The following is a 23,111-nucleotide window of genomic DNA, read 5'->3' as shown; positions in this document are numbered from 1 at the left end:
AGCGCGGTTCCAGTGTGTGAGCTGTGATTTCGAGGAAAACGCCGATTTAGTCGGCGCGATCAATGTGTTAAGGGCGGGACACGCCCAGTTAGCTTGTGCAGACACTTCGCCTGCAGTTAGGGGCGTCGGGCCAAGAACCCACCGAAGCGAGTCAGGCGATGGTCGCTTGAACGCTGTAGGAATCCTTGTCCTTTAGGGCGAGGAGGATGTCAATATTGCTACGCTATTACCTATGTTAAACCCACCTGCTGCCGCACCCATTTTTTTGACCTTAACAGAAGGTGCCAGCACGCAAGCACGCACCCGTCTTTCCAAAAAAGTAGCTATTAATATTTTTATTATGCTGGCTATTGCGGTGGTGGCCGGCAATTTAGTCTTAGCTTTTTTTGGTATTTCTTTGCCTATTATTCGTATTGGCGGTGGCTTATTAGTGATTGCTACAGCATGGGGCTTAGTCAGCGCCTCGGATTTTGATGCAGAGCAAGCTCAAGATATGGCGGACTCCTACTCGTGGGAGTTAGTGCGCTCTAAAGCCTTTTATCCGCTCACCTTTCCTATGTTATGCGGCCCCGGTTCATTATCGGCTGCTTTAACCGTAGGGGCAACGTTACATGACAGCAGCGCAGCTGTAGGCATTACTAAGCTAACAGGCGCTATTCCAGCTATTGCAGCAGCCGCCTTTGTGGTTTATTTATGTTTACGTTTTGCCTCGCAGTTTTTACATAAACTGGGGCGCAATGGTACAGCTGTAGTGATGCGTCTTTCCGCCTTTATTTTGCTGTGCTTAGGAGTACAAATTGTGTGGGATGGCGTGCATGAACTAGTGCTTGATTTACTAGTTGAGGCCTCTGCGCGCAGCGCTAGCTTACTTTGAAAACAATTAGGAGACTTAACATGTTGCAACAACGCGGTTTTCTTTATACAGCCATTTTAAGTGCGTTAGCATTAGGGGTAGCTTTGCTCTCTCAGCATTTATTTACCATGCGTCCTTGTGCTTGGTGTGTATTTCAGCGTTTATTATTGATTGCGCTTATTGTTTTTTCTGTCATTGGCCATATGGGCATCGTTTATAAACAAATCGCCCTACGCATTATTGGTCGGCTAACTGTGATTGCTACCGCCTGGGGTGGCGTGATGGCGGCCTGGTATCAGCATTCTGTGGCGGCCAAGCTCTTTTCTTGTGATATGACTTTTGCTGATCAAGTGATGATTAAATCAGGCTTAGAGTCTGCCCTACCTTGGCTATTTGGCATCTACGCGACCTGTATGGAAGCCAGCGTAGATGTGTTTGGTGTGCCCTATGCGATTTGGGCACTGCTTTTCTTTGTGTTAATTGGTCTTATTTCCGTTCTGCCTCTAGTAAATCTAGGGTCTCAGAAGTGATATCACCCGTAACATAATCACCATTAAAACATGACGATTCAAAACGTGTAAAAGCGGGATTTAAATCGCGTAAGGCTTGCTCTAAATCTGCCAAGTCTTGATAAACCAGACCGTCCATGCCTATTTCTTTTGCCACTTCAGCGGTGGATCGATTATGCGCAACCAGCTCAGTACGTATAGGCATATCGATACCATATACATTAGGATAACGAACGGCGGGGGCTGCGGAAGCAAAAAACACCTTCTTCGCGCCTGCTGAACGTGCCATTTCCACGATTTCTCGGCTAGTGGTGCCTCGCACAATAGAATCATCAACAAGCAAGACGTTTTTGTCTTTGAACTCCATAGGAATAGCACTGAGCTTTTGGCGCACAGATCGCTTACGCACAGCTTGACCGGGCATAATAAAAGTACGGCCTATATAACGATTTTTAATAAACCCTTCACGATAATTAAGCTTTAAGCAAGCGGCTAGTTGCATAGCAGAGGGCCGTGACGAATCAGGAATAGGCATCACCACATCTATATCTGCTAGACGTAAGTTTTTAGCTAATTTAGCAGCTAAATACTCACCCATTTTAAGGCGAGCATCATACACGGACACCCCATCTATAGTGGAGTCTGGGCGCGCAAAATACACATATTCAAAAATACACGGTGAGAGTTGAGTATGCTCAGCGCACTGCTGAGTGTGTAAATTACCCTCTAAATCAATAAGTATGGCCTCTCCAGGAGCCACATCACGCTCTAAATCAAACCCACACCCAGTGAGCGCCACCGACTCTGAGGCTACCATCCAATCTTTGCCTGCTGCTGTTTGCTGACTACCTAAACATAAAGGACGTATGCCATTTGGATCTCTAAAGGCCAACACCCCGTAATGAGCGATTTGGGCAATCACTGAGTAAGCCCCTTTGGCTCTATGGTGTACCGCGGCCACTGCTTTAAATATCACCTCAGGCGTTAACTCCTCCCCTTCAGCCACGCGTTGTAACTCATGCGCAAATACATTTAATAAAACTTCGGAGTCAGAGTTGGTATTAATATGGCGGCGATCTACGCTAAAGAGCTCTTGGCGCAACTGACGCCAATTACTGAGATTACCACTATGCACAAAACTAATACCAAAAGGTGCATTGACATAAAAAGGCTGCATTTCATCTGCATTTTCCGCACTGCCTTCACTGGGATAACGCACATGACCTATGCCACTATTACCTAAAAGCGTGCGCATATTTCGAGTACGAAATACATCTCTGACTAAACCCGCCCCTTTATGGGTATGAAAAAAATACTCATTGTAGGTGGTAATTCCAGCCGCATCTTGGCCACGATGCTGTAAAAGCAGCAGACTGTCATAAATCAATTGATTAACCGGTTCACAGCCTACTACACCAACAACTCCAGACATACTATTTCCCTATAAATAACGGAACGGATAAAAGCTAATAAGGTAACCAAGAAGCCACATCTATAGGCAAATACGCCTTTATACCTATTACTATATCAATGGCTTTTTTTGCTAAGTGTGATTCACGCCACCACGGCTCAGCAGGTAACTGAGTGTAACCGGCAATAATAACAAGCACTACTACAATTAAACACCCCCTAGCTAAACCAAACATCATCCCTAAGCCATGATCCGCGGGACTCAACCCGGTATGCTCTATAAGAGCACTAAGCACCATATTAAGTAAACCCACGGCAAGCAGGCTTAAAATAAAAACTGCCGCATACGCCACGGCACTACGCAATAAGCTATTATCAATGAGTGAAATAAGCCAAGTGGCGGCCTCGGGACCCCACCACAATGCGGCAAAAAAAGCGGCGATAAAAGCCACTAAAGACATCAGCTCTTTAATCAAGCCACGCACAAAACCTAAGATTCCCGAGGCAGCAATCACCACAAGAATCACGTAATCAAAACTACTCACTTGCTAGAGACGAAACTGTTTTCATAACCTAAGGAGCGTAAACGCGTTTGTGCTGCTTGCACAGCCTGCCTGCTAGGGAATGGGCCAACACGCAATCGATACGCTGTTTTACCTGAGACATTCGCCGTCTCCACATACGCATTGGAGACACCCGCTGCCACTAATTTTGAGCGGCGTTGATCCGCATCCGTTTTAGAGGAGTAAGCACCAATTTGTAAAACAAATGAACCTTGCTCTACGTCTGTAGAATTAGCTCTTGAAGGCGGCGGTGTACGCCCTTCTAAGAGAGCAATAGCCACAGAGCCATCATCTGTGCGAGCATCTGCTTTAGGTTTGGGTGCGGGCTTAGGACTAGGCTTAGGCTCCGGTTTAGGTTCTGGCTTAGGCTCTGGTGCAGGTTTAGGCTCCGGCGCCTCAGGCTTAGACTCTACAGATGGCTCTATGAAATCGGGCAGTTCTACTAAAGCAAGATCGCTCTCTGACTCAATCACTCCCTGATCATCAAAAGTCTCTGTGGTATCACTTTCAAATATAGGACGCTCTAAGCTTTCAGAAAGCCTATATTGCTCTTCTGATGGTGGAATAATTGAGGGAATAACGCTCACAACTTGTTCGGGCTCATCGGCAGACTGATCACTGAGTAAAACAGGTATCAATACAATAGCAGCTAATACCAAGACTACCGCGCCAATCAAACGACGGCGCGCTTTGTTTCGCATCTCAATTAATTGCTCGTCACTAGAAGGTCTGCTGCTTTGTGTGTTTGCAGACGCCTTGCGTGAAAACATTCCCATGTATAAAACCTATTTTATTTAAAAATAATTATTATCTAAATACGATCTAGATAGGACAGGATAGGACCAACCGTAAAAAAGGAGCCAAATACTAAAATTCTATCATTGTCTGTGGCTAATGCCTGTGCTTTTACAAAGGCTTGCACTACATCATCAAAGACTAAAGTCTGTACATGCTCTCTCTCTACTACAGCATTTTTAGGTCTAACCGTGGGTGGAGCTACCACCTCAGTCTTTTGATTATCACTCACCTCGGATTCGGATAAAGCTTTATTAACAATATCTGACAATGCCTGCGAACTTAAAGCACGCGGCCCCTCTAAGGTAGCGCACAACCATGTATCTACGTAAGGCAATAAGCGTGCAATAACTGCGGCTACCTCTTTGTCTTGAAACATCCCCACCACCGCAAAGGTTTTGCTGTTAGGTGTCATGGGCATTTGCTGCAAATTTTGAGCTAAAGCGCCGGCTGCATGCGGATTATGGGCCACATCTAACACAATAAAAGGCTGACCAGGCAAAATTTGCATGCGCCCTGGTATAGCAGCTCTGGCTAAACCTTCACGTACAGCACTAGCAGGTACCAACACTTGTAAACGTAGAGACTCTAAGGCAGCTAAAACAGCCGAAGCATTGAGCAGCTGATTAACCCCGCGTAAGGCAGGATAAGCTAAGGCAGCACGCCGCTGTGTACGTCCTGCAAAAGCCCATTGTTGCGCATCGCCCGAATAATTAAAATCCACACCAAACTGCCATAAATCGGCACCTATTTCATCAGCATAGGCTTCAATGGCAGCAGGAGGCAAAGGGTCTGCGCAAATAGCCGGCTTATTGGGACGAAATATATGCGCCTTCTCCCATGCAATGTGCTCGCGATCATTGCCTAAATAATCGATGTGATCTATATCAATATTCGTAATAATACTGCAATCCGCATCGATAATATTTACCGCATCTAAACGCCCACCTAAACCTACCTCAAACAACATTATATCAACCTTTGCTTCGTGAAAAGCACTTAAGGCCGCCAAGGTGGAAAACTCAAAATAGCTCAGGCTGATGTTTGCCCGTTTTTGTTCAATGAATGCAAACTGACGCACAATCAATCCGTCACTGGCATTTTCACCATTGATACGAATACGTTCGTTATAGTGCACCAAATGGGGAGATGTATACAAGCCCACTTTATAGCCTGCAGCAAGTAGGATTGCCTCTAGCATAGCGCAAGTGGACCCCTTACCATTGGTACCACCCACAATGATCTTGATGGCATGACTGGGCGCTAACTCTAATTGAGTAGCCGCCTGTTCAACACGCTCTAAACCCATATCAATATTTTTTGGGTGCAGACTTTCTAAATGCTGCAGCCACTGTGCTAGAGAACTTGTTTCATCTAAAAATGTGTTATGGGATTTATGCATGAATCTCAATCATTGAAAAAAAACGGTAGGTGCTAATAATAGCACTTACCGTTTTTTTTCACTAATAATTCGCGTGCTTGTTGCTTAAGTTTTTTACTTGCGCCGCACAGGTGGAAGATCGGTACAGAGACCTAAAGAGGCTTCAGCGGCCATACCTACTGATTCACCTAAGGTAGGGTGCGGGTGGATAGTACTACCTATATCCACTTGATCTGCCCCCATCTCTATGGCTAATACCACTTCACTGATGAGGTCACCCGCACCAACCCCTACAATGCCACCGCCCAAAATACGCTTGGTTTCAGCATCAAAAAGCAGTTTAGTAAAGCCCTCATCACGGTTATTCGCGATGGCGCGACCCGAGGCCTGCCAAGGAAACAACCCTTTTTCCACAGCAATATTTTGTGCCTTGGCCTCTTCTTCTGTTAATCCTACCCATGCCACTTCGGGATCGGTATAGGCCACCGAAGGAATCACTCGAGCATCAAAGTAAGCTTTCTCACCAGCGATAACTTCAGCGGCCACATGCCCTTCGTGTACCGCCTTATGCGCAAGCATAGGTTGACCTACAATGTCACCAATGGCATAGATATGCGGCACATTGGTGCGCATTTGATTATCAACGGCAATAAATCCCCGATCATCTACCTGCACGCCAGCATTTTCAGCTCCAATTTGTTTGCCATTAGGGAAGCGACCCACGGCTTGTAACACTAAATCATAACGCTGGGGTTCTGTGGGCGCGCCTTCACCTTCAAAACTAACCCAAATGCCGTCTTCTTTAGCTTCGGCAGATACCGTTTTAGTATTTAACATAATATGATCAAAGCGATGCTTATTCATATTTTGCCATACGCGCACTAAATCACGATCTGCGCCTTGCATAAGACCAGATTGCATTTCTACCACATCTAAACGCGTACCCAGCCCTGAGTACACCGTACCCATTTCCAGCCCAATAATACCACCGCCGATCACGAGCATTTTCTCAGGAATGGATTGCAGCTCTAAGGCCCCTGTAGAATCCACAATACGTGGATCATCAGGTAAGAAAGGCAATTTTACAGACTGACTACCAGCAGCAATAATCGCCGATTTAAATGCCACCTCTTCATTACCCGAAGCGGTTTCCACCTGTAACTGATTAGGGCTACTAAAGCGTGCTGTGCCCGTTATAACATCGACCTTACGCGCTTTAGCCATACCTGCTAAGCCCTTGGTAAGTTTACCGATGACGCCTTCTTTATAACCACGCAATTGATCTATCTCTATAGTGGCTTCACCAAAGTGAATACCTTGCTTAGAAAGATCTTTAGCCGCTTCAAAAATACCTACGGTATGCAATAACGCTTTAGAAGGTATGCAACCCACGTTCAAACACACCCCACCTAAGGTGGAATAACGTTCTACAAGGGCAACCTTTAGCCCTAAGTCTGCGGCACGAAAAGCAGCAGAATACCCTCCCGGACCGGCTCCTAACACCACCACATCGTACGCCCCCTCAGGAGCTTGAGAAGATGAAGACGTCTGTGGTTCTTGAGAAGTTGTGGTGCTAGCGGCTACAGTAGTCGTTTCAGGCGCAGACGCAGACATAGCCTGAGTAGCCTCAGCGAGTTCAACACGTACAATAGCCGTGCCTTCTGCGACTTCATCGCCCACCTTAACTAAGACCTCTTTAACCACCCCCGCGTGCGAAGACGGAATTTCCATAGAAGCCTTATCAGACTCTACAGTAATTAAGCTGTCTTCGACGGCAACAGTATCCCCCGGACTGACGAGCACCTCAATGACCGCCACCCCATCAAAGTCGCCAATGTTAGGTACCAAAATATCTTGTGTACTCATCTGCTATTCCTTTATTTATAGGGTGATGCGACGGAAGTCGGCAAGTAATTGGCCCAAGAAGGCGTTAAACCGTGCCGCTGCCGCACCATCTATCACACGGTGATCATAAGATAATGACAAGGGCAACATTAAACGCGGCTCAAACTCTTTGCCGTTCCATACCGGCTGCATACTAGAGCGTGATACACCTAAAATAGCCACTTCGGGTGCATTAATAATGGGCGTGAAATCGGTTCCACCTATACCTCCTAAAGAAGAAATAGTAAAGCAACCGCCTTGCATTTGGGCTGCACTCAACTTACCGTCGCGTGCTGCTGCCGCCAATTCGCCCATTTCTTCAGAGATTTCTAAAATACCTTTTTTATCAGCGTCTTTTAACACAGGCACAACCAGACCATTAGGCGTATCCGCAGCAAAACCAATGTTGTAATACTGCTTTAACACTAAGTTATCGCCATCAAGTGATGCATTGAACTCAGGGTATTTTTTCAAAGCAGCTACACTGGCTTTGATTAAAAAAGCCAGCATAGTTAAGCGTACATTTTCCCCTGATTTTTTCCCTTCTGCATTTAACTGCTTACGGAAAGCCTCTAGCTCAGTAATATCGGCCAGATCGTTATTGGTCACATGGGGAATCATGACCCAATTACGATGCAAGTTTGCGCCAGAGATCTTTTTAATACGTGATAAAGGCTGGGTCTCGATTTCACCAAAGCGACTGAAATCCACTTTCGGCCACGGTAAAACCTGAAAATCCCCCGAAACCGTAGCAGCCGCAGCCGGTGAAGCCCCGCCTACACTGCTATCAGCCATTACTTGCTTAACAAAATTACGCACATCTTCGGGTTTAATACGGCCTTTGCTACCCGTGCCTGTTACTAGAGTTAAATCAACGCCTAATTCACGGGCAAATTTACGCACAGAGGGTGAAGCATGCGGTAAATTACGTAACGGCACATTGGCATCCGCAAACGAAGAGGTTGGAGACTCACGCTGTGGGGGTTCTGACGCCATAGCTGGAGTGCTCTCTGAAGCAGCAGCCGGAGCAGGCTTTGCTGGAGCCGAAGCAGTCTCTGCTACTGGGGCAGCAGCTACGGCAGCTTTAGCAGGCTCTACGCCTGACGCACTCAGCTCTACTTCTAAGATATCTGAATTTTCAGAAACTTTATCGCCCACTTTCACTAAAATACGTTTAACAATACCCGCGTGACTGGAAGGCACTTCCATAGAGGCTTTTTCTGTCTCTAAGGTGATTAAACTTTGATCAAGTTCAATGGTATCTCCTTCGGCTACCAAAATTTCAATCACGTCTACATCATGCACGTCACCAATATCTGGTACGGTTACCGTCACAATTTCCGCCGTATCGGAGGCGGGTTTTTGCTCGGCCGTGCTTGGTTCAGAGGCTGCTGCAGTAGGAGCTTCTGTGGCCGCAGCTTGCTGCGTAGCATCTAATTCCAAGATTAAAGATCCTTCACGCACCTTATCACCTAAGTTAACCTTAATGGCCTTCACCACGCCGGCATGCGAGGAGGGAATTTCCATGGAGGCCTTATCAGACTCCACGGTGATTAAACTGTCTTCTACAGCAACGGTATCACCGATGTTAACGAGAATCTCGATCACATCAACGTCTTCATCACTACCGATGTCTGGGACAATGACTTGAATTAATTCACTCATGACTTTCCCCCTAATTAAACGTGATGTGGGTTTGATTTATTCGCATCAATGCCATACTTACTCATGGCTTCAATGACCTTATCCATACTGATCTTGCCTTCATCGGCTAAAGCACGCAGCGCGCTTAACACAACAAAGTAACGGTCCACCTCAAAATGTGAGCGCAATTTAGAACGGAAATCAGAGCGACCATAACCATCTGTGCCCAACACACGGTAAGTACGATCTTCCGGTATAAAGGCGCGAATCTGATCAGCAAACGCTTTCATATAATCGGTGGATGCCACGATAGGCCCGGTGGTGTCAGCTAACAACTGCGTGACATAAGGCACGGGTGGGTTTGTGTCAGTGGGATGCAGTAAGGCATAGCGTTCACAATCTAAACCTTCACGGCGCAACTCTGTAAAGCTAGGAACGCTCCATACATCAGAGCTAATACCCCAATCTTTATCCAATAGATCTTGGGCAGCTATTACTTCACGTAAAATGGTGCCAGAGCCCATGAGTTGCACTCTATGTGTCTCTGTGCCTTCGGCCTCTACCGATTTAAATTTGTACATACCACGTAAAATACCCTCTTCATCACCATGCTGTAGACCTGGCTGTGCATAGTTCTCATTCATGAGCGTAATGTAGTAGTACACATCCTCTTGCTTTTCAGCCATCCGGTATAAGCCATCACGAATAATAACGGCCACTTCATGCGCAAAGGTAGGATCATAAGACACACAATTTGGAATCACTGAAGACTGTATATGACTGTGACCATCTTCGTGCTGTAAACCTTCACCATTCAGTGTAGTGCGCCCAGCGGTACCACCTAATACAAAACCACGCGCCTGCATGTCACCAGCCGCCCAGGCTAAATCACCAAAGCGCTGGAAACCAAACATGGAGTAATAGATAAAGAAAGGAATCATGATGCGATTATTTGTGGAGTACGACGTGGCTGCCGCAATCCACGAGCTAAACGCGCCCAGCTCGTTAATGCCTTCCTGTAGTAACTGACCGTTTTTGGTTTCACGGTAGTACATCACCTGATTTTTATCGACCGGTGTATATTTTTGGCCTTCAGTCGCATAAATACCAATTTGACGGAATAAACCTTCCATACCAAAAGTACGGGACTCATCGGCCAAAATAGGCACCACACGTGGTCCTAACTTCTTATCACGTAACAACTGATTCAACACACGTACAAAAGCTTGAGTGGTTGAAATTTCACGTCCTTCTGCTGTGGGCTCTAATACAGCTTTAAATACATCTAAGCCAGGCGCCGCTAAGTGCTCATCAGCTTTCATGCGGCGTTTTGGTAAATAGCCACCTAAGGCCTGACGATGCTCGTGCATGTATTTCATTTCAGGCGAATCAGGCGCCGGTTTGAAATAGGGTAAGTTTTCTAATTCAGAATCAGGTATGGGGATATTAAATCTATCGCGGAACTCTCGAATGGCTTCTACATCAAGACTCTTTTGCTGATGCGAGGGGTTTTGCGCTTGGCCCACATGACCCATTCCATAACCCTTAATGGTTTTAGCTAGGATAACAGTAGGCTGCCCTTCATGCTTAGTGGCGGAATCAAAAGCTGCATACACTTTATAAGGGTCATGACCACCACGGTTTAAGCGCCAGATGTCTTCATCGGACATACGGCTTACCATTTCTAATAGCTTAGGGTGCTTACCAAAAAAGTGCTCACGTACATAGGCGCCGTCATTTGCTTTATAAGCTTGGTATTCGCCATCAATGGTGTCTTCCATTACTTGGCGTAAGATGCCTTCTTTATCTCGCGCTAATAGAGGGTCCCAATAACCACCCCAAATGAGTTTGATCACATTCCAACCACCCCCACGGAATACGCCCTCCAACTCTTGAATAATCTTTGCATTACCACGCACTGGACCGTCTAGACGCTGTAAGTTACAGTTCACGACAAAAATTAAATTATCTAATTTTTCACGAGCAGCAACACCAATAGCACCTAAAGACTCCGGCTCATCCATCTCTCCATCGCCTAAAAACACCCACACTTTACGCCCGGATGTATCAGCAATACCACGAGCGTGCAAGTATTTTAAGAAACGCGCTTGGTAAATCCCCATCAATGGCCCTAAGCCCATGGATACAGTAGGAAACTGCCAAAAATCCGGCATTAATTTAGGGTGCGGATAAGACGATAAACCCTTACCATCAACCTCTTGACGGAAATTATCGAGCTGCTCTTCCTCTAAGCGCCCTTCTAAATAAGCGCGAGCATACATCCCGGGAGAGGTGTGACCTTGAAAATAAACTAGGTCTCCGCCTTGCTCATCATTATCCGCTTTCCAAAAGTGGTTTTGTCCACATTCAATCATGGTTGCTAAGGAAGCAAAAGAGGCAATATGACCACCTAACCCCCCCCCATCAGCAGGAGTTTCTTGGTTTGCTTTCACTACCATGGCCATAGCGTTCCAACGTATATAGGAACGTAAACGCTCTTCTAATACAGGGTCACCGGGGTATTGAGGCTCTAAGCCTACCGGTATGGTATTGACGTAAGCCGTATATGGAGAAAAAGGGATGCGTGAACCAGAACGTCTAGCTACATCAGTTAAACGCTCAATGAGGTAGTGGGCACGAGCCGGACCTTCGCGATCTAAAACGGCTTCGAGTGCCTCTAGCCATTCTTGTGTTTCTAAAGCTTCATCGTTATCAGCACTCGCCGAGTTTTTTACTTGGTCAAGAGAGGACATGTGGCGTGTCTCCAGTGAATGAATATGAAGTGCGTACTGAAGTGTAAGAATTACTAAATAGTACGAACCGCAAAACAAGCAGCCTCTTTCTTTTATAGGCCTTTGTTTCATTCATTCTATGTAATAAACGTAAAAGGCTCAAGCTATTTTCCATTTTACGACATGACCTTTCATATTGCGAAAAATGAATCTGGTATATCCCTCACAAATCCGCTTACAATAGATATTAAATTGACTTTGTATTCCATATGGCAAACTACTCTAAAAAGTCGCTTATTCCGACTACCTTCTACGAACAAGCTCGCCAAACTCGACGTGGTGTTTATTGGCTCACCCCTGTTATTGTCTTAATTCTCTATCTTTGTGTGATGGGGGTTTTTTTCTGGTTACAACGTCTACAACATGACAGTGTGATGTTTGTCACCATAGATCAAGAGATTCGCCAGCAGCGTTTGCTGATGGTGGTTATCGCCCTATCTTTTGTAATCATTTTAAGCTTACTTGTGTTATGGCGCTATACTCGTTTTCGCTCACATGCGGAGGCAGCGCTAATTGCTGAAACCGGATTTAGGCGCGCTATGGAAAACTCTATGTCCACTGGGATGCGGGTTTTTGATATGTATGGTCGTATTGCTTATGTAAATCCTGCTTTTTGTAGAATGATAGGCTGGAATGAGGCGGATCTTATTGGTCGCACCGCGCCTTTTCCCTATTGGCTGCCCGGACGTCACCAACAACACCAAGACACCCTTGATCTACTTATGTCGGGTCGCACGCCTAGTAGCGGCTTAGAAGTCGATGCCCAACGCCGCGATGGATCACGGTTTACCTCACGCATGTATGTATCTCCTCTACGGGACCCAAACGGTGAACAAATCGGCTGGATGACGTCCATGACAGACATTACCGAGCCCAAGCGCATACGTGAAGCCTTAACCGCAGCTCATGAACGCTTTATGACTGTACTGGAAGGGCTGGACGACGCCATTTCTGTAGTAGCCGACAGCCCCGAAGGCCCCGAACTGCTTTTCGCTAACCGTACCTATAGACGTATATTCAGTGCACAGGCTAACGGCCACTTAGAGCTTTTAGGAGGCCGTCTTGGGCGCTTTACGGATGAAACTGTGGAGACTTTTTCTCCTTCTTCTCAGTTATGGTTTGAAGTGCATCATCGTATGCTGGCGTGGACTGATGGCCGACGCGTACGTTTACAGGTAGCTCGTGATATTACCGAACGCCGCACACACGAAGAAGCTTCTAGAATTCAACAAGAAAAAGTACAGTTAACTAGTCGTTTAACCACTATGGGTGAAATGGCTTCTTCATTAGCCCACGAGCTCAATCAGCCTCTTACTGCCATTAGTAACTACAATATGGGGGCAGTAGCTATGGTAAAATCGGGGCGATATAATCCTGAATCCTTAATAGAAGCCTTAGAAAAGTCCGCCACGCAAGCCGAACGTGCTGGGAAAATAATTAGCCGCATCCGTGAATTTGTTAAGCGCAGTGAACCTAAACGCGCTCAAGTTCCACTCATGCCTATATTAGACAATGCTGTGGCTTTTGCTGATATTGATGCCCATAAGCGCCAAATCACTATTGAGTTACACTTACCCACACCCATACCGGACGTGATCGCTGACCCCATTTTGATTGAGCAAGTGTTATTAAATTTACTCAAAAATGGTTTAGAAGCGATGGAAGACAGCGATTACTCTGTGCTCCATGTGCATGTGACAGTATTAGAAAATAATCTGTTAGAGGTGGCAGTAATAGACAAAGGTTATGGTCTAAAAGACCCTGAGCGTTTATTTGAACCTTTTTACAGCACCAAAACGGAAGGATTAGGCATGGGATTAAATATTTGCCGTACTATTATAGAGTCCCATCATGGCCGCTTGTGGGCTGAAGCCGCACCTGAGGGTGGCACTATATTTCGTTTTACTTTGCCTTGCGCGCAACCTAGTTCCATTATTGATACGAGTGAGCTCACTCATACTGAGGAGATTCAAGCATGAGCAGTACCCAAACCCCTTGCACCATTTTTATAGTCGATGATGATGAAGCCGTACGCGACTCCTTACGCTGGCTGCTTGAAGCCAATGGCTACCGTGTCAAATGCTTTGGCGCTGCCGAAGAGTTTTTAAATACCTACGATCCAAATACACTTGCCGTCTTAATTGTAGATGTACGTATGCCGGGTATGAGTGGGCTGGAATTACAAGAAGCTCTTATTGCGCGTAAAGCCACTATTCCTATGGTGTTCATTACAGGCCATGGTGATGTGCCTATGGCAGTAAACACCATGAAAAAAGGAGCCATAGACTTTTTAGAAAAACCGTTTAATGAAGCCGATTTACGCGCTATTGTCGCACGTATGATTGAACAAGCATTAGATTTAGCTTCTCAAGAGAAAGAGAAACGTAATCATGAGAAAATCATCTCCCGTCTTACCGCCCGCGAACAGCAAGTACTAGAGCGTATTGTTGCAGGGAGATTAAACAAACAAATAGCGGGTGATCTTAATATCAGTATTAAAACTGTTGAAGCGCATCGCGCCAACATTATGGAAAAACTTGAAGTCACCACGGTGGCCGATTTAATGAAAATTGCCCTAGTCAAAACTGGAGAAAATTAATATGAGTACAAGCAGTGCGCGTACTATCGATGGCAAAGCCCTCGCCTTAAAAGTTCGTAATGAGGTAGCTAACCGAGTTCAACACCTCAAAAATCACGGCATTACACCGGGCTTAACGGTGGTGCTCGTGGGCGAAGACCCAGCTTCACATGTGTATGTACGCAATAAAGCCTTAGCATGCGAAAAAGCGGGCATGAAATCGGACGTTATAAAGTTGCCCGCCAGCACCACACAAGCTGAACTACTTGCGCTGCTTGAAAAACTCAATACTAATCAAAATGTACACGGTATCTTAGTACAGCTCCCCTTACCCGCCCATCTGGATGAACACGCTGTCATAGAGGCTATTTCAGCAGCTAAAGACGTAGACGGTTTTCATATCAGCAATGCCGGTTTACTTTTAACAGGTAAGCCCTTGTTTAGACCTTGCACTCCTTACGGAGTCATGAAAATGCTAAAAGAAGAAGGCGTCAATCTGCGTGGTGCGGAAGCGGTGATTATTGGCGCCAGCAATATCGTCGGTAAACCCATGGCCTTGATGCTGCAAGCAGAAGGCGCCACAGTGACTATTTGCAATAGCAAAACTAAAGATCTTACCGCTCACACGCGCCGTGCCGATGTGCTAGTAGTGGCGGTTGGGCGCCCTCATATGATTACCGCTGAAATGGTTAAACCCGGTGCCGTAGTTATTGATGTAGGTATTAATCGTTTAGAAAATGGCAAATTAGCCGGTGATGTGGATTTTGATTCTGTTAGCCAAGTGGCCTCAGCGATTACGCCTGTACCGGGGGGCGTTGGCCCCATGACTATCGCCATGCTTTTAGTCAACACAGTAGAAGCTGCCGAGCGTCTCCTAAAGCAATCTTAATTCTATCTATATGTGTTTACATATAAAATATAAAGTGAAGTGTAATATTTATGTCTAAACCTTCTAACCCTTTAATTGTTCCCATTAACCAGCTCATGGATTACGCCGCTATTAAGGCAGAACACATTGAGCCGGCAATTACTGAACTGCTCAACCAAGCACGTAACGCAGTTACTACCATTACTGAACAGCCCACCACCACGTGGGAAAACACCGTACAAGCACTAAATGATGCCACCGAACAGCTATCGCGTGCTTGGACCGTAGTGGGTCACCTAAACTCCGTGATCAATAGCCCCGAATTACGTGAAGCCAGAACGGCTTGCTTACCTAAAGTGAGTGAGTTTGGTACTTGGCTAGGACAACACCAAGGGCTCTACCAAAAATACAAGCAACTAGAACACTCCGAAGCTTTTTCCTCTTACAATGCCGAACAAAAACGCGCCATTGAGTTAGCCTTACGCGACTTTCGTTTAAGTGGTGTGGAATTAGAAGGGGAAGCGCGCAAGCGTTATGGTGAAATCTCCGAGCAACAAGCCCTAGCTTCACAGCGTTTTTCTGAAAATGTATTAGACAGTATGGACCAATGGGCTCTATACATTACCGATGAAAGCAAGCTAGATGGCATTCCTGCTGATTCTAAGGCTGCCTTTGCCGCAGCAGCTAAAGCTGACGATAAAGGAGGTTGGAAAATCACTTTACAGATGCCTAGCTATTTGCCAGTTATGCAATACGCAACTGATCGTGAGTTACGTCATACCCTCTACAAAGCCTATGCCACTATCGCCTCAGATCAAGGCGCCAAAGCGGAACTTGATAACTCTGAGGTAATTGAACAGTCCTTAGCACTACGCGCTGAAGAGGCCGCTCTACTCGGCTTTGATACCTTTGCTGATCTGCGCCTAGAAACCCGCATGGCGGACACCGCTCCTCAAGTCATCGAGTTTCTACGTGATTTAGCACAACGCGCCCTGCCCTTTGCCCGCCAGGATTTGGAACAACTTAAAGCTTATGCCATTACGTTAGGTATAGAGGATTTCCAACCATGGGATGCTGCCTTTGTTTCGGAAAAGTTGCGTCAAGATAAATACGCCTATTCTGAAGACGAAGTAAAGCAATACTTCACAGAGCCTCAAGTCATCAATGGTTTGTTTGATGTAGCGCAGCAATTATTTGGCGTCAGTTTTGAGCCGGCCGAAGTCTCCGTATGGCACTCTGACGTCAAAGCTTTTGAAGTATATAACGCTCAAAAAGAACGCATAGGTTATTTATACACCGATCTCTATGCGCGCAGCGGTAAACAAGGGGGCGCTTGGGTCAATAGTGAACGCAGTCGCCGCTTAACGGCAACGAGCTTAGAGTTACCTATTACTTATCTGGTATGTAATTTCAGCTCACCCCAAGACGGCAAGCCTGCTCTCTTAACACACGACGATGTCATTACCCTCTTTCATGAAAGTGGACATGCCTTACACAATCTACTTTCAACAGTAGATGAGCCTGATGTGTCCGCCTTTGCCGCCGTAGAGTGGGACGCCATTGAATTGCCTTCGCAGTTTATGGAGAACTTCTGCTGGGAATACCCAGTCATTGAAAAGCTTTCCGCTCATGTAGACAGCGGCGCCCCCTTGCCCTTTGCTTTATATGAAAAATTGTTAGCGGCCAAAAACTTCCAAAGTGGCATGCAAATGGTACGTCAAGTGGAGTTTGCGCTGTTTGATATGCTTATTCATAATCAAACACAAGGGTTAAGCATCGATGAAGTTATGCAAACCTTAGAACGCGTGCGTGAAGAAGTGGCTGTGATCATTCCTCCCAACTGGCACCGCTTCCCTCATGCCTTTTCACATTTATTTGCAGGGGGCTACGGCGCAGGTTATTACAGTTATAAATGGGCAGAAGTTTTATCTGCTGATGCTTATAGTGCCTTTGAAGAAAACGCTACCACTGAACCCGATGGCAGCCGCAATACCTTGCATCAACCTACCGGTATTAAATTCCGAGATGAGGTACTGGCTATAGGAGGCGTGCGCCCTGCTGCTGAAAGCTTTGAAGCCTTCCGTGAACGAGAGCCTTCTCCTGAAGCTCTATTACGTCATAGTGGCCTAGTAAGCGCTGAATAACTATTATTCATTATGATTATGCCTAAAATTAGTTTTAAATGGCTACTTGCCCTGGCATTGCTTTTTAGTAGTGCCATGGCTCTTGCCAATTCGCAAATTCATCCTGTACGTGGCTTTATGCCGGATTTGAAATTTACCTTACTAGCAGCAAATAATACTGAATTCACGGAAAAAGAGGTGCGCGGCAAAGTAGTGTTGATGTTTTTTGGCTATGCTAACTGTCCTGACATCTGCCCTACGTCCATGGCACAATTAGCAGAAGTCATGGAGCAATTGGGCGACGATGCCCCTAAAGTGCGTATTTTATTTGTGAGCGTGGACCCACATCGCGATAATCCTGAGATGTTACAAGAGTATGTGGAAAATTTTGATGACCGGTATGCCATTGGCTTAACGGGTACAGAAAAAGAGATCGCGAATCTGGCACGCCGCTACCGTGTGGCGTATCAATTAGAAAAGCCAGACCCCAATAACCCCAACAACTATGAGGTATCGCATAGCCGTGGGGTATATTTTTTTGATGCCAAAGGTAAGGCGCGTTATTTGGCCTCAGACTCCGAAGAGGTTGAGGCCTTAGTGGAAAAAGTACGCGCTATTTTATAAACCTTCTCAACTGTTTAACTACGCACCGCAGCGCCACGTAATGCCGTGCGTAGCCCTTCCTCTACGACCGGATGATAGAATGGCATAGCAAGCATTTGATCTATGGTTAACTCCATTTGCAAGCACCACGCTAATAAATGCGCTATATGCTCTGCTGCAGGCCCCAACATTTCAGCCCCTAAAAACTTGCCACTGTTTTTATCTGCATACACACGTAAGCGGCCGCAGTTTTTGAGCATTACACGCGCTCGACCTTGGTTTTCGAAATTTACTTCACCGATATTAATCGCGCTGCCTTCCAATTCTGCAAAGCTTTGACCCACTTTCATGATCTGTGGGTCCGTAAACACTACCCCCATAGGAGCACGGCGTGCTACAGGCTTAGGGTCCGCTGGCCAATGCGCCGCATTAGTTCCTGACTGAAAACCGTCATCAGAGGCCTCGTGCAAAATAGGATGTAAATTATTCACATCTCCAGCAAAGAAAATAGACGTATTATTGATTAATAAGGTTTGCTTATCAAACTCAGGCATGCCTTTATCATCCAGTACGGCAGAGGTGTTTTCTAAACCTAAGGCCGATACATTCGGTGTGCGACCTGCCGCACTTAAAACAAAATCCGCTTTAATACTTTGTTCTTTACCTTCATGCTCGTAATACACAACCACTTGATTATCTACAAACTCGGTACGTGTTACATCGGCATTCGCTAACATATCAAATTGACAGCAAAAAGCATCACGCGCCGCCTCGCGCACTTCGGGGTCTGTGATACCACCTACTTTATTACTACGATTTAATAACGTGGTTTTTACCCCGAGGTTATGCAAGGCTTGACCTAACTCTAAACCTATAACTCCAGCACCAACTACCACTACACTTGTAGGTAAATCATCCCAGTCGAACACGTCATCGTTAACCACTAATCGATCAGCAGCACCTTTCAATGCTTGAGGTTTAAAAGGCGTAGAACCCGTAGCAATCACAAAGCTAGTCGCAGTAATCTGCGTATGATCACCTACCTGTACGGTATTATCATCAAGAAACGCCGCATAGCCCCATACCTTATCTTCAGTGGGAATTTGCTCAATGCTTTCTAATACAAAGCCCACAAAACGATCACGTTCAGACTTCACGCGTTGCATGACTTCTTTGCCATCAATACGCACTTCACCGTCTATATGTATACCAAAGGGCGCTGTATTTTGAGCGGCATAAGCGGCATCAGCAGCAGCAATAAGCAGCTTAGAAGGCATGCAACCTACCCGGGCACAAGTGGTACCATACTCGCCCCCTTCGACTAAAATTGCTTTTTTACCTGCACGTACGGCAGCGCGGTACGCTACCATGCCTGCTGATCCGGCACCAATTACCACTACATCTGCTTGTCGCTTTTGCATAAAAAATCCTTTATAAAACTACTACAACGACTACTTTTACTGTTTGTAATCTCTAAAACCTACACCTGCCTCACTAAACTACACTTGCTGGGGACTGTATCCTGCTGCTTGCAGTTTCATAATAATGGTTTGTGGGTCTGTATCTGTGGCCTCTACAGTGAGCCAGTGCGTAGCAGGATCCGCTTGAATAATAGCATTAGGTGAAAACTCATGAATGGTGGATGTAATCATTTTTACGCAATGACCACATGTCATATCAGGGACTAAAAATTCTTGTTTCATAACTTTCCTTTGTTTTAAGCTGCAAATGAAGCCTTCATTTTACAACGGATTCGTAAATCATACATGCATTGACCTTTACCTAAGGTTAAGGTTTATACTCTTTATATGGAATTAAACTTAAAACGGGCAGGACTATGAGCAAACCATCAGGAATAAACTTAGCTGTGCATGGCATGAGTTGTGCCGCTTGCGTGCGACATGTAGAAAATGCACTTACCTCTATTGAAGGCGTAGACACGGCTTTTGTAAACCTAGCGAATGCTAAAGCCTATGTCACCCTTAAAGACGACGCACAAGTGGCTAGCTCTGCACTAATTACAGCTATTGAGAAAAAAGGCTTTGATGCCCAAGAGCTCACCGCTGAAAATGAGCTTAATGCACCAGCAGCTAATCAAAAAGCCCTACAAAAAGAAGCGCAAACGAAAAAAAATCAATTCATTGTGGCGTTGGTGCTTTCTTTGCCGGTGTTTATTACCGATATGGGTAGTCATTTAATTCCCCCTTTTGCACAATGGCTGCATGCCACTATTGATCCTCACAATATAAATTTAATGCAGTTTGTGTTGGCCACTCTGGTTATTTTATTCCCGGGGCGTGATTTTTTTACTTTAGGCTTTAGGGCTTTGTTTAATCGTAGCCCTGACATGAACAGCTTAGTGGCCATAGGTGCAGGTAGCGCTTGGCTGTATTCAGTAGTGGCGTTATTTACGCCACACGTATTACCTGCGGGTGCCAATCATATGTACTTTGAAGCCGCTGCAGTGGTTATTACCTTAATTCTATTAGGTAAATTTATGGAGGCCCGCGCCAAAGGGCAAACCGGTGAAGCCATTAACAGCCTACTCGAACTACAAAGCGCCAGTGCCCGCGTATACCGCAATGAGAACTGGGTTGATTTACCCATAGATCAAATTAATGTGGGTGATCGCATCTTAGTGCGTGCTGGTGAGGCTATCCCTATAGATAGTGTGGTCATTAAGGGCCAAAGCCATGTCAATGAAGCCATGGTGACCGGTGAATCCATGCCTATTAACAAAGGTATTGATGATTACGTGATTGGCGGCACCATTAATGGTAATGCTACCTTAGAGATTCAAGCCACTCAGGTATCAAGTAATTCCACCTTGGCCAATATTATTCGTCTGGTGGAGTCTGCTCAAGCCACTAAATTACCCGTACAAAATCTAGTGGATAATATTACCGCTTGGTTCGTACCTATTGTTTTAGTTATTGCCACCTTGGTGTTTTTTGGCTGGTGGCTCTGGGGTCCCGGTCTCAACTACGCGGTAGTCAATGCGGTAGCCGTACTCATTGTGGCCTGTCCTTGTGCTATGGGCTTGGCAGTACCCACTTCTATTATGGTCTCTACCGGGCGCGCCGCTCAATTAGGCGTACTATTTAGACAAGGTGATGCCTTACAGCTCTTAGCAGAAATCAACATGGTGGCTTTTGATAAAACCGGTACCCTGACTTTAGCTAAGCCAGTAGTAGACGAAATGCTAGTAGCTGAGGGTTTAGATGAAGACATGTTGCTAGCGGATATCGCCTCTTTACAGCAACATTCTGAGCATCCTATTGCTACTGCCGTCGTGGATGCAGCGCAAGCAAAACAGTTAATTTTTACTGAGCCTGAAGATTTTATTACCCATACCGGGATGGGTGTTTCTGCCAAAATTAAAGGGCAGCATTATTACTTAGGCTCACAGCGTCTGCTGGAAAGTCAAGACATCCGCCCTACCCAGACGCAAAAAAATAGTTTTGAACAGTTTGCACAGCAAGGTAAAACGCCTATTTATGCGGCCAAAGAAGGGACTGTGGTGGCAGTATTCGCTATTGTGGATGCTATACGCCCTGAAGCCAAGGAGGCCATTGATCAACTGCATGCCCAAGGTATTAAAACCGCTATGATTACCGGTGACCACACCTTAACGGCCCATCATGTGGCTGAAGAGCTAGGCATCGATGTGGTTTACGCCCAAACCCAACCTAGCGATAAAGCCAAAATTGTACTGCAGCTGCAAACGAATTACGGCAAGACCGCTTTTGTGGGTGATGGTATTAATGACGCCCCCGCCCTAGCACAGGCCGATATAGGCATTGCCGTAGGAGCAGGCACCGATGTGGCCATTGAATCGGCTAGTATTGTATTATTAAATAATGATTTACGGACTACCAGTGCAGCCGTAAAGCTATCGCAGGCCACCTTACGTAACATTAAGCAAAACCTGTTCTGGGCCTTTGCGTATAATATTGCCCTCATCCCCTTAGCCGGTGGTTTATTATTGCTACTTACTGGGCACGTGTTCTCACCCATTTATAGCGCGATTGCCATGGCCTTATCTAGTGTGTTTGTGGTCTCAAACGCTTTACGTTTAAAGCGTATTAATCCCAAAAAATCATGAAAAAATACACCATCAGCCAGGCCGCGGCGCATAGCGGTCTTAGCGCAAAAATGATTAGAGATTATGAAAGTAAAGGCGTTTTGCCGGCAGCTAAGCGTAATGAGGCCGGGTATAGACTCTATGCAGAAGATGATCTACATACCTTATTATTTATTGCTCATGCCCGTGAACTCGGCTTTTCTTTGAAGCAGATCAACGAATTATTAGCGCTTTGGCAAAATAAAAATCGCAGTAGTGCTGAAGTAAAAAAAATGGCGGAAGCACATATCGCGGAGCTTGAACAAAAAGCTCAGCAACTGCACGATATGGCGGAAGTACTGCGCACCCTAGCCCAACAATGTCACGGCGATGCCCGCCCCGACTGCCCAATATTAAGGGGCTTAGAAAAGCCCCTTATATCCTCAGCTGTTAATTAGCTGGTTCCCAGCTACTCACATAATCTGCCGCATCTGGACGGTCTTTAGGAGGGACTTCGCCGTCTAGGCTGCCAATAACCACAAAGCCTAAAAACTCGTGCTCTAAGGTGTCAAAGCCCAACGCCTCAGGCACCGCCTCAGTATAAGTTCCAATACCTGTGCTCCAAAACGCCCCAAAACCTAAAGCATGTGCCGCATTTAATATATTCATAACGGCAGCACCTGTAGCCAGCATGCGCTCGTGCTCGGGAATACGCTCATTGCTGTGATCAACATAAGAAGCCACCGCAATCACTAAAGGCGCATGACCTAACCATTTGCGCATGTTTTTTTCTTTAGTGGGATTTAAAGGCTTGCCTTCATCGGCCATGGCTTTAACGGCTAAATTAGCCAACTTATCTATATTTTCACCTTCTATACGCTTAAAGCGCCACGGACGCAGTCGGCCATGATCGGGCGCTCGCATGGCAACAGCGAAAATCTGTTCAATTTGCTTTTCTGATGGACCAGGGCCGGTAATTTGTTTAGTCGAGTTTCGGCTTAATAACGTATCAATAATCGACATTGTGTTTTCCTTATTAATTATT

19 protein-coding genes are annotated in these 23,111 nt (G+C 45.9%); 9 read left to right on the top strand and 10 right to left on the bottom strand.

The features are described from left to right. Nucleotides 1-214 precede the first annotated feature (214 nt). Nucleotides 215-874 carry a MarC family protein gene (locus AC2UZJ_RS08855; RefSeq protein WP_486949791.1) on the top strand — a complete coding sequence of 220 codons (660 nt, stop codon included), beginning with the start codon at nt 215-217 and terminating at the stop codon, nt 872-874. Between the two features lie 20 nt (nt 875-894). Continuing rightward, nucleotides 895-1,383 carry a disulfide bond formation protein B gene (locus AC2UZJ_RS08850; RefSeq protein ID WP_486949782.1) on the top strand — a complete coding sequence of 163 codons (489 nt, stop codon included), beginning with the start codon at nt 895-897 and terminating at the stop codon, nt 1,381-1,383. Here AC2UZJ_RS08850 and purF read toward each other — a convergent pair. The 7 genes from purF to aceE form a co-directional block, all read right to left on the bottom strand. After that, nucleotides 1,340-2,794 carry an amidophosphoribosyltransferase gene (gene purF / locus AC2UZJ_RS08845; RefSeq protein WP_486949781.1) on the bottom strand — a complete coding sequence of 485 codons (1,455 nt, stop codon included), beginning with the start codon at nt 2,792-2,794 and terminating at the stop codon, nt 1,340-1,342. The two genes, AC2UZJ_RS08850 and purF, sit on opposite strands and share 44 nt — an antisense overlap. 34 nt (nt 2,795-2,828) lie before the next feature. Next, the gene (locus AC2UZJ_RS08840) at nt 2,829-3,317 is read right to left on the bottom strand and encodes a CvpA family protein (protein ID WP_486949780.1); all 489 of its coding nucleotides are present in this window, start codon (nt 3,315-3,317) and stop codon (nt 2,829-2,831) included. After that, the gene (locus tag AC2UZJ_RS08835; protein ID WP_486949779.1) at nt 3,314-4,111 is read right to left on the bottom strand and encodes an SPOR domain-containing protein; all 798 of its coding nucleotides are present in this window, start codon (nt 4,109-4,111) and stop codon (nt 3,314-3,316) included. Before AC2UZJ_RS08835 ends, AC2UZJ_RS08840 begins: the two co-directional genes overlap by 4 nt. Before the next feature lie 35 nt (nt 4,112-4,146). Next, complete coding sequence (gene folC / locus AC2UZJ_RS08830) at nt 4,147-5,532, bottom strand: bifunctional tetrahydrofolate synthase/dihydrofolate synthase (protein ID WP_486949778.1); 1,386 nt, start codon at nt 5,530-5,532, stop codon at nt 4,147-4,149. Nucleotides 5,533-5,625: 93 nt separating this feature from the next. After that, the gene (lpdA, locus tag AC2UZJ_RS08825; RefSeq protein WP_486949777.1) at nt 5,626-7,377 is read right to left on the bottom strand and encodes a dihydrolipoyl dehydrogenase; all 1,752 of its coding nucleotides are present in this window, start codon (nt 7,375-7,377) and stop codon (nt 5,626-5,628) included. 15 nt (nt 7,378-7,392) lie between these two features. Beyond that, the gene (gene aceF / locus AC2UZJ_RS08820; protein ID WP_486949776.1) at nt 7,393-9,060 is read right to left on the bottom strand and encodes a dihydrolipoyllysine-residue acetyltransferase; all 1,668 of its coding nucleotides are present in this window, start codon (nt 9,058-9,060) and stop codon (nt 7,393-7,395) included. A 14-nt stretch (nt 9,061-9,074) separates the two neighbouring features. Continuing rightward, nucleotides 9,075-11,792 carry a pyruvate dehydrogenase (acetyl-transferring), homodimeric type gene (gene aceE / locus AC2UZJ_RS08815; RefSeq protein WP_486949775.1) on the bottom strand — a complete coding sequence of 906 codons (2,718 nt, stop codon included), beginning with the start codon at nt 11,790-11,792 and terminating at the stop codon, nt 9,075-9,077. Between the two features lie 248 nt (nt 11,793-12,040). On the opposite strand from aceE, the gene AC2UZJ_RS08810 reads away from it, so the two are divergent. The 5 genes from AC2UZJ_RS08810 to AC2UZJ_RS08790 all read left to right on the top strand — a co-directional run bounded on the left by AC2UZJ_RS08810 (nt 12,041) and on the right by AC2UZJ_RS08790 (nt 18,024). Next, nucleotides 12,041-13,810 carry a PAS domain-containing sensor histidine kinase gene (locus AC2UZJ_RS08810; protein ID WP_486949774.1) on the top strand — a complete coding sequence of 590 codons (1,770 nt, stop codon included), beginning with the start codon at nt 12,041-12,043 and terminating at the stop codon, nt 13,808-13,810. Continuing rightward, a complete protein-coding gene (locus AC2UZJ_RS08805) occupies nt 13,807-14,430 on the top strand; it encodes a response regulator transcription factor (RefSeq protein ID WP_486949773.1) in 624 nt (207 codons plus the stop codon). The genes AC2UZJ_RS08810 and AC2UZJ_RS08805 overlap by 4 nt, the downstream gene beginning before the upstream one ends. A 1-nt stretch (nt 14,431) precedes the next feature. Further along, nucleotides 14,432-15,298: a bifunctional methylenetetrahydrofolate dehydrogenase/methenyltetrahydrofolate cyclohydrolase FolD gene (gene folD / locus AC2UZJ_RS08800; RefSeq protein ID WP_486949772.1), complete on the top strand. Its 867-nt coding sequence runs from the start codon at nt 14,432-14,434 to the stop codon at nt 15,296-15,298. Nucleotides 15,299-15,348: 50 nt separating this feature from the next. After that, nucleotides 15,349-17,421, top strand: coding sequence for a M3 family metallopeptidase (locus AC2UZJ_RS08795; protein WP_486949771.1), 2,073 nt, complete (start codon nt 15,349-15,351; stop codon nt 17,419-17,421). Nucleotides 17,422-17,496: 75 nt separating this feature from the next. Beyond that, nucleotides 17,497-18,024 (top strand): SCO family protein, encoded by a 528-nt coding sequence (locus tag AC2UZJ_RS08790; protein ID WP_486949770.1) that lies wholly within the window; start codon nt 17,497-17,499, stop codon nt 18,022-18,024. 14 nt (nt 18,025-18,038) lie between these two features. Here AC2UZJ_RS08790 and AC2UZJ_RS08785 read toward each other — a convergent pair whose 3' ends face one another. Both AC2UZJ_RS08785 and AC2UZJ_RS08780 read right to left on the bottom strand, forming a co-directional pair. Further along, nucleotides 18,039-19,424 (bottom strand): dihydrolipoyl dehydrogenase, encoded by a 1,386-nt coding sequence (locus AC2UZJ_RS08785; RefSeq protein WP_486949769.1) that lies wholly within the window; start codon nt 19,422-19,424, stop codon nt 18,039-18,041. Nucleotides 19,425-19,502: 78 nt separating this feature from the next. Continuing rightward, nucleotides 19,503-19,706, bottom strand: a complete 204-nt coding sequence (locus AC2UZJ_RS08780; RefSeq protein ID WP_486949768.1) for a heavy-metal-associated domain-containing protein — start codon at nt 19,704-19,706, stop codon at nt 19,503-19,505. 134 nt (nt 19,707-19,840) lie between these two features. On the opposite strand from AC2UZJ_RS08780, the gene AC2UZJ_RS08775 reads away from it, so the two are divergent. Together AC2UZJ_RS08775 and cueR are read left to right on the top strand one after the other, a co-directional pair. After that, entirely contained in the window at nt 19,841-22,108 is a 2,268-nt protein-coding gene (locus AC2UZJ_RS08775) for a heavy metal translocating P-type ATPase (protein ID WP_486949767.1), read from the top strand. Beyond that, a complete protein-coding gene (cueR, locus tag AC2UZJ_RS08770) occupies nt 22,105-22,524 on the top strand; it encodes a Cu(I)-responsive transcriptional regulator (RefSeq protein ID WP_486949766.1) in 420 nt (139 codons plus the stop codon). Before AC2UZJ_RS08775 ends, cueR begins: the two co-directional genes overlap by 4 nt. Here the strand turns inward: cueR and AC2UZJ_RS08765 are convergent. Further along, nucleotides 22,517-23,089, bottom strand: a complete 573-nt coding sequence (locus tag AC2UZJ_RS08765) for a nitroreductase family protein (RefSeq protein ID WP_486949765.1) — start codon at nt 23,087-23,089, stop codon at nt 22,517-22,519. The genes cueR and AC2UZJ_RS08765 overlap by 8 nt on opposite strands. Between the last annotated feature and the right edge of the window lie 22 nt (nt 23,090-23,111).

The sequence above is a fragment of the Paenalcaligenes sp. DL 309 genome (assembly GCF_057475285.1).
This window is presented reverse-complemented; position numbering and strand designations above follow the sequence as displayed.